We start from the raw sequence: 22,519 nt of genomic DNA on the forward strand, positions 1-22,519 counted from the left end.
GATGTCCGACGCACACAGCCCCCGCATCCACGCCAAGGAAGACGAGCTTGTCCCCCGCGTCCTGATCCGCGCGGTCCTCGCCCTGCTCCTGATCGTCCTGTCGCTCGTGACCATCGCCACACTCACGGACCGCCCGCTGGAAAGCACACCGGCACAAACCGAAGTCATCGCCGAACGAGCCATTTACCTCTCAGGCGACGCCTCGGGCGCGGCCCGCGTGATGGACCTTAACGGCGCGATCCTCGCCGACTTCCCATCGGACAAGGGCGGCTTTGTCGCCGGCATCGAACGGGTGATCGCCCGCGAACGGGCCAAGGCGCGCATAGACGCGACAGCGCCCGTGATCCTGCGCCTGCGCGCGGGCAACCGCCTGTCGATCTACGACCCCGAAACCAATTGGTCAGCCGAGCTCATGGGCTTCGGCGCCGACAATCTCCGCACCTTCGCCAGGTTGCTGGAGCCACCCCGGGCCAACACTTCGGCCCCCAACCAGACCCAGGGAGGAAGCCACCATGGGACTACTGACTAAGGACGTCGAACGTGCCCCCTGCACGGTCGAAATCAGCCACAAGTTCGAAAGCCTGCACGCGCATGTGCGGTTCAACAACGGCGCCGTCGTTTATCCGGGTGACGAAGTGCAGGTGCAGGGCCCCGAAATCATGGCCCCCTTCGGTGAAATCGTGACCGAAGACCGCGAGGCCGTCATTGTCCGCGCCTCGAAACTCGAACGGCTCTGGACCCGCCTGACAGGCGATTTCGAAGTCATGGAACTCTGCGAATTCTCCTTCTCCGAAGAGGTGACGCTATGAACATCCAGAACACAGAAAAGCATACGGCAGACGCAACTTCGGTCGAAGAGGGTCTGGCCATCGCCCAAGCCCAGGACGAAAAGTTCACGTCCGAGTTCGCCACCGAAACGGCGATGCAGAACACCCTGCTGACCCCGCGCTTCTACACCACCGACTTTGACGAGCTTGACGCCATAGACGTCTCTTCCGTCCGCGAGGACTGGGACAAGCTCATCGACCAGATGGAATCCGACCCGAACAAAGGGCATTTCAAGAAAAACGAAGACTGGGATCACGTCGATTGGGACGGGATGGAGCCGGAGTTGAAAAAGGAATTCATCGACTTCCTGATCTCTTCCTGCACCGCCGAATTCTCCGGCTGCGTGCTCTACAAGGAAATGAAGCGCCGCGGTGCCAACAAGGACATCACCCAACTCTTCCAGCTCATGGCACGGGACGAAGCACGTCACGCGGGCTTCATCAACGACGCCCTGCGCGAGGCCGGTCTGCGCGTGAACCTCGGCTTCCTGACGCAAAAGAAGAAATACACCTACTTCCGACCAAAGTTCATCTACTACGCGACCTACCTGTCGGAAAAGATCGGCTATGCCCGCTACATCACCATCTTCCGGCACCTGCAGGCGAACCCGGAACACCGCTTCCACCCAATCTTCAAATGGTTCGAAGAGTGGTGCAATGACGAGTTCAGCCATGGCGAAGCCTTCGCCCTTCTGATGAAAACCGATCCCAAACTGACGTCAGGCATCAACGTCTACTGGATCAAGTTCTTCCTGACGGCGGTCTACGCAACCATGTACGTCCGCGACCACCAGCGCCCCGCCTTCCACAAGGCCCTCGGCGTCGATCCCGACTGGTACGCGCACGAGGTGTTCACCAAAACCTCGAAACTGTCGGAACAGATCTTCCCGATCACGCTCGACATCGACCACCCCCGCTGGCAGCGCGGGCTGGAACGTCTGCAAAAGGCCAATGTCGACATGGCAGAGGCAAAGGGGCTGAAAAAGATCGGCGCGCAGATCCGGGCAGCGGCAGCCTTCGTGTCGCTCTACACAATCCCGGCGAAAAAGCATGTGGTGCCTGCCTCCACCCGTCTGGAGCCCGCCTACTGATGCCGTTTTCTGACGCAGAAAACGTCTGGACCGCGACGCGCGGTCCAGCAGCACCGTTCCCAGGACAGTGCCCATTTTCCGCGTCGGAAAATGCACGGAAACTGCGTCAGTTTCCGGCCACCGGGGGGATCAAATGACCCCCTGGATTGCCGCCCTCATCGCCCTCTTCATCTGGTGGTTCTCCACCGGCACCATCCTGATGGCGGTCAAATACGCCGACCGCGCGGGCGAAAAGGCACGGCGCACCACCACATGGGTGGGCCTCCCGCTCGTGGTGCTCGGCGCCTATGGCACATACTGGTCCATGACCCAAACCGACATCCTCGGCACCTACGTGGCCTTCCTGTCCGCCCTTGCCCTCTGGGGCTGGATCGAACTGGCGTTCCTGACCGGCATGATCACCGGCCCGAACCGCCGCGCCCTGCCGCCCCACCGCCCCGAATGGGAACGGTTCATCCGCGCCTGGGGCACGATCGCCTATCACGAGATGCTGCTCACCGGCACCCTGATCGCCCTCGGCATCGTCCTCTGGACCGCAGACAACCCCTTCGCCTTCTACACCTTCGCGGTGCTGTTCTTCGCCCGCATCTCGGCCAAGCTGAACCTCTTCTTCGGCGTCCCCCGCATCCACGTGGACTTCCTGCCCGAAGCACTCGCCCACCTGCCCAGCCACTTCCGCGTGGCCGGCATGAACTGGCTCTTCCCGATCTCGGTGACAGCACTCACCTTCGCCGCCGCCTGCTGGCTCGAACGGCTCTACGCTGCCGAAACCTCCGGCGCGGTCACAGGCTTTGCGCTGCTCACCGCCCTCACGGCCCTCGCGGCCCTCGAACACTGGGTGATGGTCCTTCCCATCCCCGACGAACGGCTCTGGCGCTGGATGCTGCCAGAGGCAAAACCAACCAAAAACACCACAGGGGGACATCATGGACTTTGATGCTTTGTTCCAAACCCAACTCGACGCACTGAAAGAGGAAGGGAACTACCGCATATTCGCCGAATTGGAGCGCCAATCAGGCGCCTTCCCACGGGCCAAATGCCATGACGAAGACGCCCCCGATCAGGTGACGGTGTGGTGCTCCAACGACTACCTCGGCATGGGCCAGCACCCGTCAGTGACCAAGGCGATGAAAGACACCATCGACGAATGCGGCGCAGGCGCGGGCGGCACGCGCAACATCAGCGGAACAAATCACGCCCACAAGCTGCTGGAAGAAGAACTGGCCGACCTTCACGGCAAGGAAAGCGCGCTCCTCTTCACCTCCGGCTACGTGTCCAACTGGGCCGCGCTCTCCACCCTCGGCTCCCGCCTCCCCGACGCGGTGATCCTCTCGGACGAGCTGAACCACGCCTCCATGATCGAAGGCATCCGGCACAGCCGCGCCTCCAAGGTGATCTGGAAACACAACGACCCCGAAGATCTCGACCGCAAGCTGGCCGCCCTGCCCGCCAACGCGCCCAAGATCGTGGCGTTTGAGTCGGTCTACTCCATGGACGGCGACATCGCCCCCATCGCCGAAATCCTCGACGTCTGCGAAAAACACGGCGCGATGAGCTACATCGACGAAGTGCATGCTGTCGGCATGTACGGCCCCCGCGGCGGCGGCGTCGCAGAAGAGTTGGGGCTGATGGACCGCATCACCCTGATCGAAGGGACGCTCGGCAAAGCCTACGGCGTCGTCGGCGGCTACGTCACCGGCTCCGAAGCGCTCTGCGACTTCATCCGCTCCTTCGCCTCCGGGTTCATCTTCACCACCGCCCTGCCCCCGGCCGTGGCGGCCGCGGCCCGCACCTCGATCCGGCACCTCAAACAGTCGGACCAGGAACGCATCGAACAGCGCAAGCGCGTCGCCTACCTGCGCAAGCGTCTGGACCAGGAGGGGATCCCGCATATGGACAACCCCAGCCACATCATCCCCGTGATGATCAAGGACCCGGTCAAATGCCGCATGTTGTCGGATTACCTGATGCAGCAATACGGAATCTACGTCCAACCCATCAACTACCCGACCGTGCCCAAGGGGACCGAACGGCTGCGCTTCACCCCCTCGCCCCTGCACTCGACCGAGGACATCGAGCACCTGGTCATGGCGCTGAAAGACCTATGGAAACAGTGCGCTATCGCCCACGCGGTCGCGTGACAGGGGAAAACACCCGAGCATTTCCCGCCGACATCCCGGTCAAGTCAAAGTTACTGTTGACTTGACCGCTATCCCGCTACGTTCTGTCCCGAGAACTCAGGAAGGAGACCTACATGTTCCGCACATTTGCCATCGCAGCCACAACTGCCACGCTGGCCGTGCCCGCATTCGCTGACGGCCACGCCGCCTCCGGTGACGCCGCCGAAGGAGAAAAGGCGTTCCGCCAGTGTATCTCGTGCCACGTCGTCCAGAACGAGGCTGGCGACACCCTGGCAGGCCGCAATGCCAAAACCGGACCAAACCTCTACGGCATCGTCGGTGGAAAGTTCGGGCAGGTGGAAGACTTCCGCTACTCCGACATCAACCAGCTGGCGGCAGAGGCTGACACAACCATCACCGAAGAGGTGTTCGTCACCTACGTTCAGGATCCCACCGGCTACCTGCGCGAACTGACAGGCGACAACGGCCGCTCGAAAATGACCTACAAGGTGCGCAAGGAAGAGGATGCCGTGAACCTCTACGCCTACCTCGCCTCGCTGCAGGCGGAAGGCGACAGCTAATTCACACGCGCAGTCACACGCGATCAGGGCCGTCGGACATTCCGGCGGCCCTTATTTGTTTCCGGCACAGCCATATGTGACACCAAACCAGCGCAAAAGTGACATGCCAGCACTGGACGCAGGCGCACGGACACCGCATGTCTGGGGCTGACATCGCACCCAAGGACGGCCATGCCCCCATCTGCCCACATAACGCGCCGCAGCGTGCTTGCCACGCTCCTGGCCAGCGCCGCCCTGCCCCGAACAGCATGGGCCCAGGACCTCGGACAGCCGTTCTCCTTCGCGTGGCTCAAGGCCCGGATGGAAGCCCGCTCCAAAGAGCCCGACGCGCCACCCCCCGCGCTCGACAGCTTCCTGCAAGACCTGACCTACGACGACTACCGCAACATCTACTTCCGGCCCGCAGCCGCGCATTGGTCGGACACCCCCCTGCCCTTCCACGCCTCACCCTTCCATCCGGGCTGGCTGTTCAAGGACCCCGTACAGATCCACGAAGTGCAGAACGGTCACGCTTCCCCCATCACCTTCACCACGGACGATTTCGAATACCGCAACGATGTGGGTGACCGCGTCCCAGACAATGCGGAACTGCCGGGCATCGCAGGGCTCAAACTCACGCATCCGCTGAACCGTCCCGACAAGTTCGACGAGGTGGTCACCTTCCTTGGCGCCAGCTATTTCCGTGCCCTTGGGCGCGGCAACAGTTACGGCCTGTCGGCCCGCGGCCTCGCCATCAACACATGGCTCCAGGGGCCCGAGGAGTTCCCCCGCTTCTCCGAGTTCTGGGTCCAGCGGCCACAGGCGCTGGACACCTCCATGAAACTCTATGCCGCCCTCGACAGCGCCTCTGTCACCGGGGCCTACAGGATCACGATCACCCCCGGCGACGACACCACCATGGATGTCGAGGCGACGCTCTTCTTCCGCGACAGCGTCCCGCAACTGGGCCTCGGCCCGCTCACGTCCATGTTCTATTTCGCCGAACACACCGAGCGGGACTTCGACGACTTCCGCCCGCAGGTCCACGACAGCGAAGGGCTGCAGATCATCCGCAAGGACGGCAACACGCTCTTCCGCCCGCTGAACAACCCGCACCGGGTCTCAAGCTCCTATTTCAACGAACCGCAACTGGCCCAGTTCGGCCTCATCCAACGGGATCGCCGGTACGAGGACTATCTCGACGCAGGCGCCCGCTACCACGACCGCCCCTCGGTGATGGTCGAACCCCTGAACAACTGGGGCCCAGGCACGGTCCGTCTGGTCGAAATCCCGGCAGAGCTTGAGATCGACGACAACATCGTCGCCTTCTGGGTGCCCAAAGACGCCCCCCAGGCGGGCGAGACGCGCACCTACGCCTGGCGCATGCACTGGGGCGCCCTTCTCCCTTCCGGCGATCTGGCATGGGTCCAGGGCACGCTCGCAGGCGTCGGCGGCCCCTCGGGTGTACCACTCGAAAACCCGAACCTGCGCAAATTCGTCATCGACTTCGAAGGGGGCGCATTGGCAGACATGGACAAAGACGCCGACCTCACCCCGGTCATCACCCACTCCGCGGGCGAGATCGTGAGCACCGTCCTGCACAAGGTCGACGGCGCCGCCCACCCCACATGGCGGCTGTTCATCGACATCGACGGCGGTGATACCGAACTGATCGAACTGACGGCCCACATCACGGACGGCGCGGACCGGCTGTCCGAAACCTGGCTTTACCAGTGGCTGCGGGACGTCACGCCGACCTGAGGTGCTCCCGCGCACCGTTTGTGATCGCAAGTACAGCAGATTGGTATTCTCCTGATCTCACTACATTTCGCCAAACACCCCCCGGAGATCGATCGCCATCCACGCTTGGAAGCAGAACAGGTTCAAAAAGCGTGGTAGACATCGCACAGGCCAAAAAGAAGGCGGATAATCGTTCAAGTAGAGTTGAACTGAGGTTCAAACGATCACAATTTGCAGCCCGACTGTCCAACGCTCTGGAACGTGGCCATCTGGTTGAAATCGAAAGGAAATGACGTGCGCAAAAAATCTTTGTATCATCGCGATTGCAGCCATGGGTCTTGCGGCGTGTGTAACGCCTCCGCCGGCAGGCAAGATTAGTGACACCGCCATCAGTCAGACCACCCTCTCTGTTGCCGCACAGGCGGTCGACATTTGTGGCCGAACTTTCCCAAATGTGACTGGAACAGCCGAAGCGCTGCAACAGGCAGGATTTTCAGAAACCGCAGAGCGCTTCGAAAACGGCAAAGAGCTGGACGACCCAAGCCGTCAAGTGCGCGTACAAGTGGGCGAGCGGCCCGCAGGCGGCGGTCGCAAAGAACATGTTTGCCTGATTTCGGTTATCGGCATGACTCCCGAGCAAGGCTTTGCACTGGCTCAGCCGTGGGTGCAACGGTACGGCGCCATCACAAATGCCGAGGCAGGTCAGGGGCTGTCGCCTCGTGCAATTCAGGCATGGAGAAGCCAGACGCGCGACCGCATCGTCTTTATTGCAGCCAGAAAAGCGAACAACGCATTTCGTCAAGCAGGTGCATCCGTCCGATTGATCTTTATCCAATAGGTGGTTCAAAAGGGCGGTCCTGCACTGAACGTTGTAACCGTTGAGAAGCCCGCGCCCGCAACCCAAGAACCGCCAAAACTGCAAAGGCAAGAAACATGCGCGTCAGGTGCTAATGCGCAAACCTGAACCGTGAGCAGCCCATCTTTTGCTGTACGTATTTTCGGCAGGAGTTGATGGCAAAGCTCACGGCTCAAGTCGCAGCTTGATCCGCACCACCCTACCCCATTATAGGCAAATCCGTCGGCCCAGGCCGCGCCCCCGCCGCAGTCAACATCCCATGAATCTGCCCCCGGTGGTGGGTCTGGTGATTGAACAAATGCGCAAAGCATACCGTCGCGGGCTTCTCCACTCGCATATCCCCGCCACCCGGATACCAGAAAATCACGCCCTTAAGATCGGTCTGTGACAGCCCTTCGGCCCAAGCAGAAATCTCCGCATCCCGCTCACTGCGCAGGTGCTTGAATGCCTCCCATTCGCGCGGCGCATCCAACGACACAGGCACGCTTAACTCCGGCCGCGCATCTCCTGCAAACCGCGCCAGCCACAACGCATCATCCCACAGCACATGATTGAAAGTCGCCGCAATAGAGCCGAAAAATGCGCCCCGATCCTGCCACCGCTCCGCATCACTCAACGTGTCCGCCGCCGCCACAAGCGACCCGTTCTGCCAAGCATTGTACCGCGCCATCAGCCGCAGGTGCTCGACCAACTCACACAACGATCCGCACCTCGCTTACATCGCCATCCACCTCCCGACACGCCGCCAGCACCCGCCGCTCCAGATGCGTCTGCACGTAAGCCCCGTGAAACCGCGACGGCGCGCGCAGCGTCAACCGCCCCCCTGCCCGTTCCACCCGCTCCAGACCCGCCAGCCAGGACGCATAGATCCCCGCATCCTCCGCGTGCAGCACCGCCTGCGCCAGCGCCCACTCCGTGCCCTTGGACACGTCCGGCGCCACAACAGCCCCCTTCACGGGCAAAGGCACCACTTTTGGCGCCTCCGCCTCGCTAGTCCCCATCCGCAACTCGAAATCCGGCCCCACAGCCGACCAATACGCTTCCGTATCGTGCAGCACCCGCTCCAGGTCCAACCCATGTTCTGAAACACGCCCCCGCGCGCCCTGCCGCTTCACAACCAGCCAGCCGCGCGCGCGCAGCAGCGCCATCTCGCGCTTCACCGTGCGTTCGTCCACCGACCACAGCCGCGCAATCTCGCGCTGCCCCACGGCCAGCTCATCGCGCGCCCAATTGTAGCGCGCCGTGATCAGCGTCATCAGTCGCAAGACCCGCCGCTGCTCATGCTTACCCTGCGCCAACGCGAACGCACCCAAAGCTGTCAGAATATCATATTTGCGCGCAGACGCGCCCCGGCCCACCGGCCTCAGCGTTTGCATCCCTGCCCTCATTTTCTCGAAACTGTCCGGTAGACCGAACATCACCTGCCGACGGTTGTTTTTCCGCAATACTGGCCGCTTTTCCGTCTCTGCCCCTGATTTGCGTCCCAAGCGTCGATTCTGTCAAGGGTCGATGTGGATAAGTCCTCGACCCCAAACCCAATTCAAATGAAAAACAGGTAGATATGGTATTGGGGGACATCCTGACTGTCCCCTATTTTGCGCCTTCTGTCACCCAATAGATGGGGGGTTGTCGAAAACTGTCCCCCAAAATCTGGTCTCACGACCCATTGGGCGCAGCCATCACAGAATCACGGCACAGATGACCATATCCTGACCGCACAGCCCGATCTGTCCCCGCGGGGACAACATTAATCCGCTTTTGCTTTTTCCGCAAAATCGGCGTAAATCTGGAAACGAGCAGAATTAACGTCCCCACGGGGACAAAAAACCAACCTGTCCCCACGGGGACAAACCACAGGCAGCGCATGTTCACGCACACAGACCTCGCCCAGCTTCAGGCGCAATCCCTCAAGATGCAGGGCTTTATCCGCCAGCAAACCTACTCCCCCGAAAGCGAAAAAACCCTCCGCCGCTTTTCAAGCTGGGAGGTGGCGGAGCTTATCTTCAAGGCCAACCAAAGCACCCTGCGCGGCCGCCTCGCCGCCGACCCTTCCCTGCCCCAGGGCACGGTCGAGGAAGACGGCCGCCAACGCTGGTACTCCCTCGAAGAAATCAACGAGCTGCGCCGCCGCATCAAGGTGAACCGCAAGTCGCTCATGCCTTACCGCCCGGCGAACAAACGCGCGATCCGCGCCGCCATCGCCAACTTCAAGGGCGGGGCCGGCAAATCCACCACCGCGCTCCACTTCGCCCACGCCGCGGCCCTCGACGGCTACCGCGTCCTCTGCGTCGACTTCGACCCACAGGCCACGCTCAGCCACTCGATGGGCCTCTCGGACGTGGCCGAGGAATACACCGTCTGGGGCATCATGGCGCGCGACTTGGGCCATGAAACGGACCGCATGAACTCCGCCCTGCGGGGCGCGGAATCCGGCACCGCCCTGCCCCAGCGCAAACTGCCCGCCGCGATCACGGACATGGGCCTCAATGACCTGCGCGCCTCCGACTTCATCAAGCCAACGAACTGGCCCACCATCGACATCGTGCCATCCTGCGCCAACGCCGCCTTTGTCGAGTTCGCCTCCGCCCAATACCGGCACATCAACCCCGAATGGTCCTTCTTTGCCGCCGTCTCGCGCTTCCTCGACCAGATCGCGCCCGACACCTACGACCTCATCCTCTTCGACTGCCCGCCCGCCATCGGCTACCAGTCCATGAACGCGGTCTTCGCCGCCGACGTGCTCTACATCCCATCCGGCCCCGGTTACTGGGAATACGATTCCACCACGTCTTTCATCGGCCAGCTCTCCGAAGCACTCGAAGATCTCAGCCGCTTCAACGGCCTTGTCCCCGCGGGGACAATGACGCTGCCCAAATCCTTCCTGGACCTCCGCTTCCTGCTCACCCGCTATGAGCCGGGCAATGACCTGCACCGCGCCATGCAAGGCGCCTTCCAAAAAGTCTTTGGCGACCGCGTCTGCGAACACCCCATCGAAATGACCCGCGCCGTCGAACAATCCGGGCGGTTCCTGAGCAGCATCTACGAAATAGATTACCGGGACATGACCCGCGAAACCTGGCGCCGCGCGCGCGCGTCCTTCGACCGGGCTTACGAAGAATTCAAAACAAATCTGGGCGAAGCCTGGGACAAATTGGAGGATGAGGCATGAGCAAGCGCCGCGTATTCGACATCGACTTCGAGCCCGATGCGGGCCCCAGCCCGGATGTGGAACAGCCCGAAGCATCCACCCCCGAAACGCGACGAGGCCCAATGGCCGCCGCCATCTCGGAAAACGCCGACGCCCTGATAGAACGCCAATCGGCCGAGGCGGAAATCCGCGCCGAAAATGACCGGCTCGCCCACGAATATGTGTCTCTAAAAAGGGACGGAGCGATTGTGGCACGCGTTCCCCTCGGGGACGTGGCGATGCGCAAACTCACCCGTGACCGCAGCACCAACCGCGACCCAGACCTCGAAGAACTCAAAACCTCGATCCGCGATCTGGGCCTGTCGAACCCGATCCAAGTCGAAGACACCGGCGATGGCTATGAATTGATTCAGGGCTTCCGCCGTCTCAGCGCCTACAAGGCCTTGCTCAAGGAAACGGGCGATGAGCGTTACGCCACCATCCCTGCCGTGCTCGTGGCCAAGGGCGAGGCGCTGGAAAAGCTCTACCGCCGCATGGTCGACGAAAACATGGTTCGGCGCGACATCTCCTTTGCCGAGATGGGACAACTCGCTGCCAGTTACGCCCGCCAGATGGACCTTGAGGTGAACGACGCCATCGCCGTTCTCTTCGCCTCCGCTGGACGGCAAAAGCGTCACTATATAGGCAGTTTCAGTCTCTTGATGGACAAGCTGGGCCACCTGCTCCAATACCCCGAAGCCATCCCTCGTGCCCTCGGCCTCAAGCTGGTCAAAACGCTCGAGGATCAACCCCGCGCTGCCTATCACCTCAGTGCGTTGCTGGAGCACCAGAAACCCACCGATGCGGTTGCCGAACTGGCCGTGCTGAACAAGGTCGTGGCACCCAAACCGGTCAGCGAACAGGCGGCGCCTTCCACATCCTCCAAGACAACGATCAAGCTCAATCGCAAGTCCGGCGCCGCCAAGGTCATCGGCTCGAAAGGCAAGATCGAATTGCAGATGAACCGCGACTTCGGCGCTGTCGATGCCCGCAAGCTCGAGGCCGCCGTGCGCGCCCTTCTGGATCAACTCGACCTCTGAACCTGAGTTTGTCCCCGCGGGGACACATCAAAAAAGCCCGCCAATTCCGGCGGGCTTTTTCATGTCGCGACCCATCTGTCCCCGCGGGGACAAACCGATTTTCGCGTCACTCTCGCTTCAAAATATCCCGGATCAGCGCGGCCGTTTCCTCAGGCCGCTCCTCATGCGCCAGATGCCCCAGGCCCGTCAGGTGATGCACTTGCGCTGCGGGCAGTCTGGCCGCCGCTTTCGCGGACACCTGCGGGCTCACCGTCTTGTCCTTGTCCCCGATGATGAAATGCATCCGCGACGGGTGATCGTTCAGCCGGTCGAGCAGCGGGTTCAGCTTCCACTGCGCCATCATTAGAAGTGTGCCATCCACGTGGTTCCGGTCGGCCACAAGGCGGCGGTAAAGGTCCAGACCTTCCGGGTCCAACTCAGATCCCGACGCGCTGATCAGCGCTCTGATCCGGTCGGGTTTCGAAGACGTGCCAGAGAACAACGCGGCGGTGAACGGCACCGCCGCCAGCGCCTTGGCCATCGCTGGAAACATCATGCCGGCCAGCCCTTTGAACGGCTCCAAGGCGGCGTTGATCCCGATGACCACCGGGGTTTGTCCCCGCGGGGACAGATCGTTTTCGGCCAGCCTCAGCGACACCGCGCCGCCTGCTGAATGGCCGATGATCGCGGCTGGATTCCATCCCTCGTGTGCGCACAATTTGGCGATGTCTATCGCCATGGCGTCCAGCCCGCAGCGATGGCGCGCGCCGAGTTGCGTGAAGCCGTGGCCTGGCAGGTCCAAGGCGACGACGTGGAAGTCTTTCGCCAATTGCGGGATCACGTCGCGGTAGCTGTGGGACGAGGCGCCCGCGCCATGGAGCAGCAGCAAGGTCTCGCCGTTTCCTGCCTCCTGAATGTGCCAGCGGTGCACCGGCCCTTGTCCCCGCCGGGACAGGTGGGCGTTTGGCCAACTATCGATCTGCGCCCAGTCCATCGGTCAGTCGTTCAGCGCGGCTGTCACGGCGCCGCTGAGCCTCTGCGCGTCGGCGCGTGGCAGTGGCACGTAAGACGCATCCATAACCTGGCTGAGATCCTGCAGCGCGCGTTGTGGGCGGTTGGACATGTCGATGACCAGAGCGGCTGTGCCGGAGGCGCGGATGGCGGTTGCCATGGCGGTTGCGTCCTCGGCCGCTTGGGCGCGGTTTGCGGTGCCGTCGAGGGCGATGTTGCTGCGCCCGTCGGTGATCAGGATGATCGTGGGGGTGAGCCCTTTCGCGCCGCTTTGCTGGGCGAGGAGGAGAGCGTGTTGCAGGCCCGATGCGAGAGGTGTGCCACCGCCGCCAGGCAGGGCAGAGAGGCGGCGTTTGGTTTGTACGAGTGAGCGGGTGGGTGGCAAGAGGGTTTCGGCTTCGGCGCCTCGGAACGCAATGAGCGCGACGTGGTCGCGGCTGGCGTAGGCGTCGGCGAGCAGGAGTTCGATGGCGCCTTTGGCCTCGTTCAGACGGGACATGGCGGCGGAGCCTGAGGCGTCGACGGCGAAGATCAGGAGGCGGTCGGATTGCTCGGCATAGCGCTTGAGGCGGATGTCGGAGGGGCGGATGAGGAGCCCGGTGCGATCCGGTTGTTGTGTACGGCGCAGCGGTTGCCAGGGGGCAGCGGCGCGGAGGGTTGAGATCAGGTCAATGCGGGAAGTGCCGTCGAGGCGTCCGGGCCGCGCGGGCAGGGGACGGCCTCGGCGGTTGGAGGTGCGCTTTTGCCCCGCACCGGCGCCGCCGGATCTTCGGGTTGTCCCCGCGGGGACAAGTCCGTTCAGCAGGTCCGGGGGGAGGGCGGATTTGACCGCTTCGACCAGAATTTCGGTGTCGGGGATGGTGTCACTCTCCGATGTGTCCCCGCGGGGACAACTGTCATCTTCCGGTGGGGGAGGGGGGCTTTCTGGCTCCTCCGTTTCCTCGGAGATGATCGTGGCGCGGTGGGGGTAGACGAGGGTAGCGGCGATCTCCAGGTCGGTGTCGGTGAGGTGGTCTCGGCCCATGAGTTCGGCGTGTGCGCGGGCGGTGCGCAGGGCAAGGGTTGGGGCGCGGAGGGAGGCGATGCCGAAGCGGGTGGCGAGCAGGGTGAGTTGGATGATTGCGTCGCTGGTTTCGACTTTTGTCCCCGTGGGGACAGATTGGGTTGTCCCCGCGGGGACAAGTGCGTTTCGGCCCTGTGGTTCGAGGTGGAAGGCGCAGCGGTCGGCGAGGGGGTCGGGGGTGCGTTCGTCGGGTTCGATACCTTCGTCGAGCAGCAAAAAGCCCTGTGTTAGAGACTGATCTGCGGCTTGGGCGAGTTTGGCGGCGAGGGCAGGGGGGCAACGTTCGGCCATGGGGATTTGGGCGATCACTGGATCATAGAAAAATGATTTATTTTCAATGAGTTGCGCGGATGAGAGCGTTGCTGTGAGATCGATGCCGCCGAAGAGTTGGTCGTCGGGGATGGTGATGGGGAGTTTTCGGATGGGTAGGGCAGGGGCAAAGCCCGCGAGCAGGGCGTCGCGGTCGGGGCTGGCGCGCATGCGGATGACGGCGCCGCCGAGGCCTGCGGGGTCGAGGGCCAGGAGTTTGAGGGCGAGGGCCGCATTATGCCAGGTGTCTGCGGTCATGGGATCGGGTGGGGGTTCGGTGCGCAGTGAATGCGCACCCTACGGGGTGTGTCTTTTGGCGCACCTTGGCGGGGGATTGGCGGGGTGAACCCCACCCTACGGTGCGGGGGCAGGCGTAAGGCGGAGGTGTCCTCCGCCCGGGCCATCATGCGAGTACGGCGTCGACCGTGCGGGTGACGCGGGTGGTGCTGCCGGCCTCGTCCAACGGGTCGCGGCGGAGGCGGTGTGACAGGGCGATGGGGGCGATGGCCTTGAGGTGGGAGCGGGTGAGCACCTTTTTCTTGTCATAGGCCGCAAGGGCGCGGGCGGCACGCAGGAGCGTTAGTTCGCCGCGTAGGCCGTCGCTGCCCAAAGCGATGCAGAGCTCGGCGCAGTCGTGCAGGATGTCGTCCGGCGTCTCAATCTGGGGCAGGAGCTTGCGCGCAGCGAGGATCTTGCGCCGGATCTTGGCGTCTTCCTTGGTGTATTTGTCCATGAAGGCGTCGAAATTGCTTTCGAATGCGTCGCGGCGTTTGATGACCTCGATCCGCTCGGCCACGTCATTGGGGCTGCGCACCTCGACCGACAGGCCGAAACGGTCGAGGAGTTGGGGGCGGAGTTCGCCTTCTTCCGGGTTGCCGCTGCCGACCAGGACGAAGCGGGCGGGGTGGCGGATGCTGAGCCCCTCGCGTTCGACCACGTTTTCGCCGGATTGGGCGACGTCGAGCAGGAGGTCGACGATGTGGTCTTCGAGCAGGTTGACCTCGTCAATGTAGAGGTAGCCGCGGTTGGCGCGGGCGAGGAGGCCCGGTTCGAATGCCTTTTCGCCGCGGGTGAGGGCGCGTTCGATGTCCAAAGCACCCACCACGCGGTCTTCGGTGGCGCCCAACGGCAGGTCGATGACCGGGGTTGGCACTTTCCGCGTCTTTTTCGTCTCTACACTGGCCCATTCGGGGCATTCTGCGTGGGATTCCGCGTTGATCGGGCAGCCCTCGACGGCCGTGATCGGGGGCAAAAGGGCGGCCAGCGCGCGGACGGCGGTGGATTTGCCGGTGCCCCGGTCGCCAAACACCAGAACACCGCCGATGCCGGCGTCGATCGCCGTCAGGATCATGGCCCGTTTCATGTCGTCCTGGCCGACGATGGCGGAGAAAGGGAAGGGCGTTTTCGTCATTGCAATTGCAGTCCTTCGAGCGGGCTGGTGCCGCCCCATGTGCCGCTGTCGCCGAGGATGGTGAAGCGGGCGTAGAGTTCCTCGCGAAACCAGGCGCCGTCGCGGACGGCTTTGATGGCTTCGGCGTGCGGGCCGTTGTGGCGGGCGAATTGGGCCATTTCCTGTGCGCCGGGCCAGATGGAGAAGGTGACTTGGTGGAGCATGGGCACCTCGCCGATGCCGATCTTGAACACCACATTGGGGTCGCTGCCGATCATGGCGGAGATGTCGGGGACGCGGTTCCAGAATTTCGCGGCGACGCGGGGTTTGACTGTGGCGCGGGTGAGGGCCGCCAGAGGGCCTGAAGCAGGCTCTGATACTGGGGAAAACGGGTTTTGCCCGCTCCATGCGCCGCGGGCGGAGGTGGGGCAGAGGTAGATGGTCCAGTGCTCGGCCGCGCGGGCGCGGTAGCGTTGGAAAATGCGGGTTTCTGCGATGCTTGTGCGGGCTGTTGCTTCGTCCGGCCAGGTGCAGAGGATGGCGTAGACCTCGGTGTTGGGAACAGGTGTGAACCCTTCGCCCGTGCCGGAGCCGCAGAGTTTCCAGAAGCCGAGGTCCGGCACGCGGGACATTGCCAGCCGTGCGCCGCCCATCATGGTGAGCGCCCATGCCCGGTCGCGCCACCGCGGGAAGCGGAAGAAGGATATGGTGGTTGTCTGGTTCATCATTTCGCACTGGCAGCGTGCACTTGGGCACGGTTTTCAGCCTATCCGTCGAAAAGAAATTGTCAACTAAACTAGACACTCTTATTGTTGGTGGGAGATGACACGCCTTGATCCCATCGAATCGAAGGCCCGAGTGGGGAAACTTGTGGGCAACCGCGCCATTGTGATTGGTGCGGGGCTGGGTGGATTGGCTGCGGCCATGCGCCTGGGTGCCAAGGGCTATACCGTCACCATCATCGACAAGCTGGACGTGCCGGGGGGCCGTGGATCGGCCATTTGGCAGGACGGGCATCGGTTTGATCTGGGGCCGACCATTGTCACGGTGCCGCAGCTTTATCGTGAGTTGTGGGCGGCCTGTGGCCGGTCCTTCGAGGATGATGTGGAGTTGCGGTCGTTGGACCCGTTCTATGAGATCCGGTGGCCGGATGGGACGACGTTTGTGGCTCAGCATGATACCGAGGCGATGCGGTCCGAGGTTGCCAAGATCGAGCCGAGGGATGTGGCAGGCTTTGATCGGTTTCTGGAGGATTCGGCGAAGCGGTACTGGTTCGGGTTCGAGGATCTGGGCCGCCGGTCGATGCACCAGCTTTGGGAGTTGGTGAAGGTTTTGCCCACCTTTGGGATGCTGCGGGCGGATCGGTCTGTTTATGCCCATGCCGCACGGCGGTTCCGGAATGAGAAGCTGCGGATGGCGTTTTCGTTTCATCCGCTCTTTATCGGCGGTGACCCGACCCATGTGACCAGCATGTATATTCTGGTCAGCTACCTCGAGAAGCAGTTTGGCGTGCATTACGCCATGGGTGGTCTGGCTGGCATGGCGCGCAAGATGGCGGATGTGGTGGAAGATCAGGGCGGGACGCTGCTGATGGATACCACGGTCGATGAGATCGTCGTTGAGGACGGGCGTGTGCGTGGAGTGCGGCTGGAGTCCGGGCTGGAGCTGGGGGCCGATGTGGTCGTCAGCAACGCGGATGCGGGCCACACTTATGATCGGTTGATGCGGGCGTTGCCCAAGAAGCGGTGGACGCCGGCGAAGCTGAAGCGGACTCGGTATTCGATGAGCCTGTTTGTCTGGTATTTCGGGACGAAGGGCACGCGCGGTGAGTGGGCGGATGTGGGGCATCACACCATACTGAACGGGCCGCGCTACACCGGGTTGCTGCATGACATCTTCATGAAGGGCAAGCTGTCGGATGATATGAGCCTTTATGTGCATCGGCCTTCGGTGACGGATCCGAGTGTCGCGCCGGAGGGTGATGATACGTTTTACGTGCTGAGCCCGGTGCCGCATCTGGGCCATGGCGGTGTGGATTGGAGCACGGAGGCGGAGGCCTATAAGGCGAAGGTCTTGGACGTGCTGGAGGACCAGCTTTTGCCGGGGTTAGGGTCGAAAATTTCGACCGAGCAGGTGTTCACGCCGGAGACGTTCCGGGATCGGTACCTGTCGCCCCATGGGGCTGGTTTTTCGATTGAGCCGCGGATTTTGCAGTCGGCCTGGTTCCGGCCTCATAACGTGAGTGAGGAGGCTGAGGGGCTGTATCTGGTGGGTGCCGGGACCCATCCCGGTGCGGGTGTGCCCGGTGTGATTTCGACGGCGGAGGTTCTGGCGCAATTGGTGCCGGATGCGGTGACGTGAGGGGTGGTGCAACCATGATCGATCCGCGTGATCTGGAGGCGTGTACCGAGGCGATCCGGCATGGGTCGTTGTCGTTTCATGCGGCCTCGAAGCTGCTGCCGAAGCGTGTGCGGGATCCGGCGCTTGCGCTTTACGCGTTTTGCCGGTTGGCCGATGACGAGGTCGATCTGAAAGCCGAGAAGGTGGAGGCCGTGTTGCGGCTGCGGGATCGGTTGGATTTGGTCTATGCCGGGACGCCGAAGGATGCTGCTGCTGACCGGGCTTTTGCTGCTGTCGTGGAGCAGTTTGATATGCCTCGGGCGTTGCCGGATGCGCTGTTGGAAGGGCTGGCTTGGGATGCCGAGGGGCGGACCTATGCGACGCTCTCCGGCGTGAAGGACTATTCGGCGCGGGTGGCCTCGGCCGTCGGTGCGATGATGTGCGTGCTGATGGGCGTGCGTGATGCGGATGCGCTGGCGCGGGCCTGTGATCTGGGCGTGGCGATGCAGCTCACCAACATTGCCCGCGACGTGGGCGAGGATGCGCTGGAGCGGCGGCTGTACCTGCCGACCGACTGGCTGGCGGAGGCGGGGATGACGCCCGAGGGGTTCTTTGCCGATCCGCGCCCGACCAAGGCGGTGCGGGCGATGACCAAGCGGCTCGTGATGGAGGCAAACCGGCTCTATTACAGGTCCGAAGCGGGGATTGCGGCGCTGCCTGCGTCCTGTCGACCCGGCATTTATGCGGCGCGGTTTATCTATGCAGGCATCGGCGGGCGGCTGACAGGAATGGGATATGACAGCATCTCGGCGCGTGCGCGAACCAGCAAAGCGCAGAAGCTGGGGTGGTTGGCGCAGTCGGTGACGCTGAGCGCCACGAGCACGGTCATGCCGCAATCGGCGGTGCTTTATGCCAAGCCGTTACCCGAGGTGCAGTTCCTGGTCGATGCGGCAGCGAAAGGCGCGCGGACGAGCCGGAGCGACAGCCTGTTTGAAGCGCTTGCCGCTTTGGAAGCGAAACGGCAGGCGGATCGCGCGAGCTTGATCGGTACGCGCGCCCGCGTTACCTAGCTGCCATGTTCTGGCTGCTTTTCTGTATCTTCTTTGCCGCCTGTCTGGGGGCTGGTGTGACCGGTGGACTGTTCCCGCCGGGGCAGTGGTATCGCAATCTGAACAAGCCAAGCTGGACCCCGCCGGACTGGGTGTTTCCCGTCACATGGATGGTGCTTTACGTCTGCATGGCCGTGGCGGGTGCGCGGGCTGCGATGGCCGAAGGCAACGGGATCGCCATGGCGTTCTGGGCGATGCAGATCGCGTTCAACGGATTGTGGACGCCGGTGTTTTTCGGGCTGAAGAACATCCGTCTGGGCATGGCGATCATTGGCGTGCTGTGGGTGACGGTGCTGAGCGCGCTGCTGGCGCTGTGGCAGGTCGATGCGCTCGCCGGGATGCTGTTTGTGCCGTATCTGGTTTGGGTGACCATTGCGGCAGCGCTGAATGCCGAAGTGTGGCGGTTGAACCGTGACGAGGCGGCGAAAAGGTCTGTCGCGGCGGAATGAGCGATGAATCGGGCCGGCCCGGCCCGATTTCAGATCACTTGCACGATGAGATGGATGCCGGGTTTCGCATCGATGACATCGGTTATTGCCTGATTGATATACTTTCAATGGCAGCTACGGGCGTGATGTCGCTTGCCGCTGTGTCGCGAAGATCAAGCACCCTCAGATTGGTCATACTCGCCAGTGGCGAAAGGTCGGTCACCGGCGTTCCGCGCAGGTATAGTTCTTGCAGGCTGGTCATGCCCTGCAAGGGTGTCAGATCAGCGATCTGCAACCCGGTCAGCGATAGGGTCTTGAGCTGAGACAATTCGGCAATCGATGCAAGGTCGGTGACACCTGTATTGGCTAGGTTGAGCGTTTCGAGTTGTGGAAAAGAGGCAAGGTTAGAGACATCTTTGACTTTGGCGTCCTGGAGATTGAGAGACGTCAGGCCCGGAAATTCGACGAGTGGCTCCAGATTGGCCCAACGCGCATTTTGCGCGTCTATCTCGGTCAAATTGGGCAATTGACGCAAGGCTCTGACGGGGATCGTCTCGGAAAACCTCAGGTTCACACTGTAAGAGTCGAAGTGGCGACAGAACCGGCCAATGATGACGCCGGGTTTGCCCATGTCGGTGCAGTCGACCAGTTCTTCTGGTGCTGCTTCGGGTGCGACCTTGTCGAGCAACGCCCGGCTTTTTGGCGGAAGGTCTGCTTGTGCACTTGGTGCGGCAAGCATCTGCGCCAGATCCTTTTGCGAGGTTGGATTGAGATGATCGACGACCACGAAGGTGAGTGCGGCGATCACGGCTGCGCCGATCAGTCGAGATTTCATGGTCTGTACCCCTCAGAATGTCCCGACCCCTGATGCTGTGCGGCGTGCGTGGCGGATCGGCATGGCTGTGATGTCTCAACCAACGAGAGAATCGGGGCAATTTTGAGAACGAAATTTGGAACTATGGTGACCTGCATCGGGACGGCGGAGTGTGTCGCCGTGAGGAAGTTGGTGCGCAGTGAATGCGCACCCTACGGGATCACGAGAAGGTCCATTTGGCGCGTCGTGGCACCCGGACGGCCAGCATCGGTTTGATCAGGGGTGACCGGAAACGGCGCAGGTCGAGGGCTTCGTGTACGCCTTTGGTGCGTTCTCCGTTGAGTGTCGTTTCGACCGCTGAGCGGGAATAGAAGGGCGCGTCGAGCATGTTTTGGACTTGGCGCGCCTGTGCCCCTGCGTCGCCGCGGGTCTCGCGTTTGACGGCCCAGAGGGAGCGGCGCATCGGGGCCTTTGGGGGCAGGGGGATGTCGGTGGCCTGGCCCTGTTCGTCGAAGTGGAAGGCGGCGGCGAGTTCGGAGCCGTCGAGCCGCGTGGCGTCGTAGAAGCAGGTGGCGCCGTTCCCGGTTGGGTAGCGGCCCCAGGTCCAGTAGCTGAAGTCCTCTTCCAGCGCGCGGGTGCCGAAGTTGGCGTCGAAGTATCCTTCGCCTTCCCACTGCCAGCCGGGGCGGTCTATGTCGACCTCGATACGGCTGCGTGGGGCGAAGGGGCGCCAGATATGGGCGTTGTCGTCGGTGAGGGCAAGCTCGACGTTTGTGAGCGCCGAGGGGAGGATGCGGATTTGGCCTTTGATACGGGAGATGAGGGGCGGGGAGGAGATTTCGTCGATGTCGATGATCAGTTGATCGTCTTCCCAGCGCATCATGGAGGGGCCAACCTCGAACCGTGAGGCGGTTTGGCGGAGGGCCGAGGTGCCCCGGTCTGTCATCGTGAACCGCCCGCCTTTGCCATAGGTGGCGACGTTGATGCAGACGTGGTTTTGCGGGTTCTTGCGCCCGGACCAGCGGTACCAGGGCGAAAAGACCGAGCCGATGAAGCCGATGACCGATACGGCGCGGGTGCCGCAATCGCTCAGCCCATCGACATACCACCAGGCATAGCCGTTGGGGCCGACATCGACGTTGAAATTTGGTCGCTCAAGATCGCCTCGACCGCGTGCCGGGCGGAGAGGGTGGCCATGGGCACACCCGCCCCTGGGTGCGTCCCGCCCCCTGCCAGGTACAGGTTCGGGATTTGCGTCCGGGCTGTGGGGCGCTGCAGGGCGGCTGTCAGCCCGTGGGGCGTCTGGCCGTAGAGCGCGCCCTGCGTCGCGGGGAACATCTGCGCGAAGGCTTGGGGCGTCGTTATCGTTGTCGTGTCCGGGGTCGGGCTGAAGCTGATCCCGTGTTGCGCCATCTGGTGCGTGATCTGATGAAGCCATGGGGAGAGATCCTCCGTCGAGGTGTCCGCTGTCGCGGGCGCGTTTGTGATGATTTCGAACCGTTCGAGCTGCGGCGTGTGGGGGCCGTGGCCGCGGTCGAGGGCGCAGATGTAGAAAGACGGGTGGGCCGGGATCCGGCCTGCCATGAGGTCGTTGAATTCGGAAGTCGCGTCGGCGGCGAAGAAGACGTTGTGGTGGGCGAGGTCTGGCCCTTGCGGCTTGGCCGCGAAGCTGAGGACGCGGGCGGAGAAACTGCGTTTGGCCTTGGCCGTTTGCGAGGCGATATGGCTTGTGCCGGAGCCGAGGGCGCCGGTTGCCAGTGCGCGGGGGTCACCTGCGTGGATGAGGACGTCGCAGGGGATTTGCGTGCCGTTTGCCAAGTGGACAGCCTTTGCATGTCCGTTCTGGATTTCGATCCGGTCCACATGGGCGCCCGTGTGTGTCTCGACCCCGTGTTGGTCGAGGAGGGTGCCAAGCGCTTGGGTCAGCTTGTGCATCCCGCCCTCGACCACCCAGACGCCGTTCGCTTCGGCCTGCCAGATCAGAGACAGGATGGCGGGGGCGTGGGTTGGGCTGCCGCCGACATAGGTGGCGTAGCGGCCAAAGAGCTGGCGCAGGCGCGGGTCGCGGAAGCTGCGTTTGAGCAGGGTTTTCAGCGTTGAGAGCGGCGCCATGGCCGGGATGAGGTGGGGTTGGCGCAGGACGTGTTTGGTGAGTGCTGCCAGCTTGGGTTCGGGCGCCTGCATCATGGGCGCGTCGAAGGCGGAGAAGAGTTGCCGCGTGCGTTTGGAGAACTTGAGGAAATCCGCCACGGCCTCGTTTCCGCCAAAGGTGCGGAGGGCGCCGATGGTGCGCTCTTCGTCTGCGTGGAGACTGAGTGTGCTGCCGTCGGGCCAGAAGTGGCGGGCCAGTTCGTCCTGTTTGATGAGGGTCACGTGGTCTTCGACCCGTGTGCCGAGTTGCGCGAAGAGGTCGTCGAAGACGTGGCGCATGGTCAGCACCGTCGGCCCGGCGTCGATGGGGCCAGCGGCAGAGGGAAGGGTGCGGATTTTGCCGCCCACCGTTCCGTGCCGTTCCAGCAGTGTCACTGCAAATCCAGCCGCCCGCAGCCTGACCGCGCAGGCCAGCCCGGCGATGCCCGCGCCGATGATCACGGCGCGTTGGGGGCTAGGTGGATTGACATGAGTCATCGGCGGACATGTTGACTCGTGATACCG

At 62.8% G+C, this 22,519-nt stretch carries 22 protein-coding genes; 13 read left to right on the plus strand and 9 right to left on the minus strand.

From position 1 onward, the window contains the following. The first annotated feature begins 1 nt into the window (after nucleotide 1). The 8 genes from puhC (at nucleotide 2) to KUV51_RS20890 (ending at nucleotide 7,176) form a co-directional block, all read left to right on the plus strand. On the plus strand, nucleotides 2-529 hold the full coding sequence (gene puhC / locus KUV51_RS20855; RefSeq protein WP_222523395.1) for a photosynthetic complex assembly protein PuhC: 528 nt from the start codon (nucleotides 2-4) through the stop codon (nucleotides 527-529). Beyond that, complete coding sequence (locus tag KUV51_RS20860) at nucleotides 513-809, plus strand: hypothetical protein (protein ID WP_039688750.1); 297 nt, start codon at nucleotides 513-515, stop codon at nucleotides 807-809. Before puhC ends, KUV51_RS20860 begins: the two co-directional genes overlap by 17 nt. Beyond that, the gene (gene acsF, locus KUV51_RS20865) at nucleotides 806-1,918 is read left to right on the plus strand and encodes a magnesium-protoporphyrin IX monomethyl ester (oxidative) cyclase (RefSeq protein WP_222523396.1); all 1,113 of its coding nucleotides are present in this window, start codon (nucleotides 806-808) and stop codon (nucleotides 1,916-1,918) included. The genes KUV51_RS20860 and acsF overlap by 4 nt, the downstream gene beginning before the upstream one ends. 133 nt (nucleotides 1,919-2,051) lie before the next feature. Further along, complete coding sequence (puhE, locus tag KUV51_RS20870) at nucleotides 2,052-2,855, plus strand: putative photosynthetic complex assembly protein PuhE (RefSeq protein WP_222523397.1); 804 nt, start codon at nucleotides 2,052-2,054, stop codon at nucleotides 2,853-2,855. Next, nucleotides 2,845-4,059: a 5-aminolevulinate synthase gene (gene hemA / locus KUV51_RS20875; RefSeq protein ID WP_222523398.1), complete on the plus strand. Its 1,215-nt coding sequence runs from the start codon at nucleotides 2,845-2,847 to the stop codon at nucleotides 4,057-4,059. The genes puhE and hemA overlap by 11 nt, the downstream gene beginning before the upstream one ends. 113 nt (nucleotides 4,060-4,172) lie before the next feature. Continuing rightward, on the plus strand, nucleotides 4,173-4,619 hold the full coding sequence (locus KUV51_RS20880; RefSeq protein ID WP_222523399.1) for a c-type cytochrome: 447 nt from the start codon (nucleotides 4,173-4,175) through the stop codon (nucleotides 4,617-4,619). A gap of 171 nt (nucleotides 4,620-4,790) precedes the next feature. Then, on the plus strand, nucleotides 4,791-6,359 hold the full coding sequence (locus KUV51_RS20885; RefSeq protein ID WP_222523400.1) for a glucan biosynthesis protein: 1,569 nt from the start codon (nucleotides 4,791-4,793) through the stop codon (nucleotides 6,357-6,359). Between the two features lie 268 nt (nucleotides 6,360-6,627). Then, the gene (locus KUV51_RS20890; RefSeq protein ID WP_222523401.1) at nucleotides 6,628-7,176 is read left to right on the plus strand and encodes a hypothetical protein; all 549 of its coding nucleotides are present in this window, start codon (nucleotides 6,628-6,630) and stop codon (nucleotides 7,174-7,176) included. Between the two features lie 217 nt (nucleotides 7,177-7,393). On the opposite strand, the gene KUV51_RS20895 is transcribed toward KUV51_RS20890, so the two are convergent. Together KUV51_RS20895 and KUV51_RS20900 are read right to left on the minus strand one after the other, a co-directional pair. Then, nucleotides 7,394-7,864, minus strand: a complete 471-nt coding sequence (locus KUV51_RS20895; protein WP_222523402.1) for a DinB family protein — start codon at nucleotides 7,862-7,864, stop codon at nucleotides 7,394-7,396. Between the two features lie 22 nt (nucleotides 7,865-7,886). Next, nucleotides 7,887-8,570, minus strand: a complete 684-nt coding sequence (locus tag KUV51_RS20900) for a hypothetical protein (RefSeq protein ID WP_222523403.1) — start codon at nucleotides 8,568-8,570, stop codon at nucleotides 7,887-7,889. Between the two features lie 488 nt (nucleotides 8,571-9,058). On the opposite strand from KUV51_RS20900, the gene KUV51_RS20905 reads away from it, so the two are divergent. Both KUV51_RS20905 and KUV51_RS20910 read left to right on the plus strand, forming a co-directional pair. Then, nucleotides 9,059-10,363: an AAA family ATPase gene (locus KUV51_RS20905; RefSeq protein WP_222523404.1), complete on the plus strand. Its 1,305-nt coding sequence runs from the start codon at nucleotides 9,059-9,061 to the stop codon at nucleotides 10,361-10,363. Next, on the plus strand, nucleotides 10,360-11,421 hold the full coding sequence (locus KUV51_RS20910) for a ParB/RepB/Spo0J family partition protein (RefSeq protein ID WP_222523405.1): 1,062 nt from the start codon (nucleotides 10,360-10,362) through the stop codon (nucleotides 11,419-11,421). Before KUV51_RS20905 ends, KUV51_RS20910 begins: the two co-directional genes overlap by 4 nt. 106 nt (nucleotides 11,422-11,527) lie before the next feature. Here KUV51_RS20910 and bchO read toward each other — a convergent pair whose 3' ends face one another. The 4 genes from bchO to crtA all read right to left on the minus strand — a co-directional run bounded on the left by bchO (nucleotide 11,528) and on the right by crtA (nucleotide 15,898). Beyond that, nucleotides 11,528-12,394 (minus strand): alpha/beta fold hydrolase BchO, encoded by an 867-nt coding sequence (bchO, locus tag KUV51_RS20915; protein ID WP_222523406.1) that lies wholly within the window; start codon nucleotides 12,392-12,394, stop codon nucleotides 11,528-11,530. Between the two features lie 3 nt (nucleotides 12,395-12,397). Then, nucleotides 12,398-14,041, minus strand: coding sequence for a magnesium chelatase subunit D (locus KUV51_RS20920; RefSeq protein ID WP_222523407.1), 1,644 nt, complete (start codon nucleotides 14,039-14,041; stop codon nucleotides 12,398-12,400). 145 nt (nucleotides 14,042-14,186) lie between these two features. Beyond that, nucleotides 14,187-15,194, minus strand: coding sequence for a magnesium chelatase ATPase subunit I (gene bchI, locus KUV51_RS20925; RefSeq protein ID WP_222523408.1), 1,008 nt, complete (start codon nucleotides 15,192-15,194; stop codon nucleotides 14,187-14,189). Further along, nucleotides 15,191-15,898: a spheroidene monooxygenase gene (gene crtA / locus KUV51_RS20930; RefSeq protein WP_222523439.1), complete on the minus strand. Its 708-nt coding sequence runs from the start codon at nucleotides 15,896-15,898 to the stop codon at nucleotides 15,191-15,193. The genes bchI and crtA overlap by 4 nt, the downstream gene beginning before the upstream one ends. A gap of 97 nt (nucleotides 15,899-15,995) precedes the next feature. On the opposite strand from crtA, the gene KUV51_RS20935 reads away from it, so the two are divergent. The 3 genes from KUV51_RS20935 to tspO are packed head-to-tail and all read left to right on the plus strand — an operon-like array spanning nucleotide 15,996 to nucleotide 19,071. After that, nucleotides 15,996-17,534, plus strand: coding sequence for a phytoene desaturase (locus KUV51_RS20935; protein WP_222523409.1), 1,539 nt, complete (start codon nucleotides 15,996-15,998; stop codon nucleotides 17,532-17,534). A gap of 14 nt (nucleotides 17,535-17,548) precedes the next feature. Next, a complete protein-coding gene (crtB, locus tag KUV51_RS20940) occupies nucleotides 17,549-18,583 on the plus strand; it encodes a 15-cis-phytoene synthase (protein WP_222523410.1) in 1,035 nt (344 codons plus the stop codon). A gap of 5 nt (nucleotides 18,584-18,588) precedes the next feature. Beyond that, nucleotides 18,589-19,071, plus strand: a complete 483-nt coding sequence (gene tspO, locus KUV51_RS20945; RefSeq protein ID WP_222523411.1) for a tryptophan-rich sensory protein TspO — start codon at nucleotides 18,589-18,591, stop codon at nucleotides 19,069-19,071. An 82-nt stretch (nucleotides 19,072-19,153) separates the two neighbouring features. Here tspO and KUV51_RS20950 read toward each other — a convergent pair whose 3' ends face one another. The 3 genes from KUV51_RS20950 to crtD all read right to left on the minus strand — a co-directional run bounded on the left by KUV51_RS20950 (nucleotide 19,154) and on the right by crtD (nucleotide 22,492). Further along, on the minus strand, nucleotides 19,154-19,885 hold the full coding sequence (locus KUV51_RS20950; protein ID WP_222523412.1) for a leucine-rich repeat domain-containing protein: 732 nt from the start codon (nucleotides 19,883-19,885) through the stop codon (nucleotides 19,154-19,156). Between the two features lie 199 nt (nucleotides 19,886-20,084). After that, nucleotides 20,085-20,957: a carotenoid 1,2-hydratase gene (gene crtC / locus KUV51_RS20955; RefSeq protein WP_222523440.1), complete on the minus strand. Its 873-nt coding sequence runs from the start codon at nucleotides 20,955-20,957 to the stop codon at nucleotides 20,085-20,087. Next, nucleotides 20,954-22,492 carry a 1-hydroxycarotenoid 3,4-desaturase CrtD gene (gene crtD / locus KUV51_RS20960; protein WP_222523413.1) on the minus strand — a complete coding sequence of 513 codons (1,539 nt, stop codon included), beginning with the start codon at nucleotides 22,490-22,492 and terminating at the stop codon, nucleotides 20,954-20,956. The genes crtC and crtD overlap by 4 nt, the downstream gene beginning before the upstream one ends. Nucleotides 22,493-22,519: the final 27 nt, after the last annotated feature.

The organism is Tateyamaria omphalii, assembly GCF_019802125.1.
GTDB lineage: Bacteria > Pseudomonadota > Alphaproteobacteria > Rhodobacterales > Rhodobacteraceae > Tateyamaria > Tateyamaria omphalii_B.